The sequence below is a fragment of the Halococcus thailandensis JCM 13552 genome (genome assembly GCF_000336715.1).
GTDB classification, from domain to species: Archaea; Halobacteriota; Halobacteria; order Halobacteriales; family Halococcaceae; genus Halococcus; species Halococcus thailandensis.
In genome coordinates this window covers 1-684 of record NZ_AOMF01000007.1, presented here as the reverse complement: position 1 = coordinate 684, position 684 = coordinate 1, and the positions used below count along the sequence as shown (strand labels likewise).

Genomic DNA, 684 nt, shown 5'->3' with positions numbered 1-684 from the left:
CTCGACGAACCGGCGGGTCAAGGTCAAGCAAAATTATGAATCGCTCTCGAAAGGCGGCACGATATGGCCGACTCGCGGAGGAAGCGGCGCAGCGGCGCTACGGCCTCGACGCCGACCACGGGAGTTGGCACGACGCCCGAACGTCGGACGGCCGCCCGGTCGAAGTCAAAGCCGCGATGCTGAACCGTCGTGATGGCTCCGAAGGCCGATTCCGAATCTTCGAAGACTATCACGAACGGCTCGCAGAGGAGCGAGGACTGTACGTGTTCGTTCCCTACCGCGCCCGCGGTCGTGGCATCCAAGTCGTGGATATGCGCTCGGTCGATGCCGGTGCTCTCCGGCTCAAGTTCTACGGGGCGGGAGGTCATCGTGGCTCGAACCAAGTCAAGATACATCCGCGCCGGATATTCTGAGCCGGGCGATGTTTAGAATCTCAATCTCGTTCGACGAAAAACGGCGATGTTCAGCTCGTCGACGAAGCTCGCGAACAGCGTTTCTTTATATAGTGGTCGATTCGTCGATTGTTTGACGTGTACGAATCGGTAGAAAGTTCTCTTTTTTCTGGACAGGGGCGACCGGCGTTCCCACGAACGAATGGCGAACGAATGGCGAACGAATGGCGAACGAATGGCGAACGAATGGCGAAGGAACCACCGTATTCGTTCGTCGTTCGCACGTGGGATC

General features: G+C 58.3%; 1 protein-coding gene. It reads left to right on the top strand.

Going from position 1 to position 684, the window contains the following annotated elements; translation table 11 throughout:
• The first annotated feature begins 35 nt into the window (after positions 1 to 35).
• Positions 36 to 413: a hypothetical protein gene (locus tag C451_RS00095; RefSeq protein WP_006825417.1), complete on the top strand. Its 378-nt coding sequence runs from the start codon at positions 36 to 38 to the stop codon at positions 411 to 413.
• Positions 414 to 684: the final 271 nt, after the last annotated feature.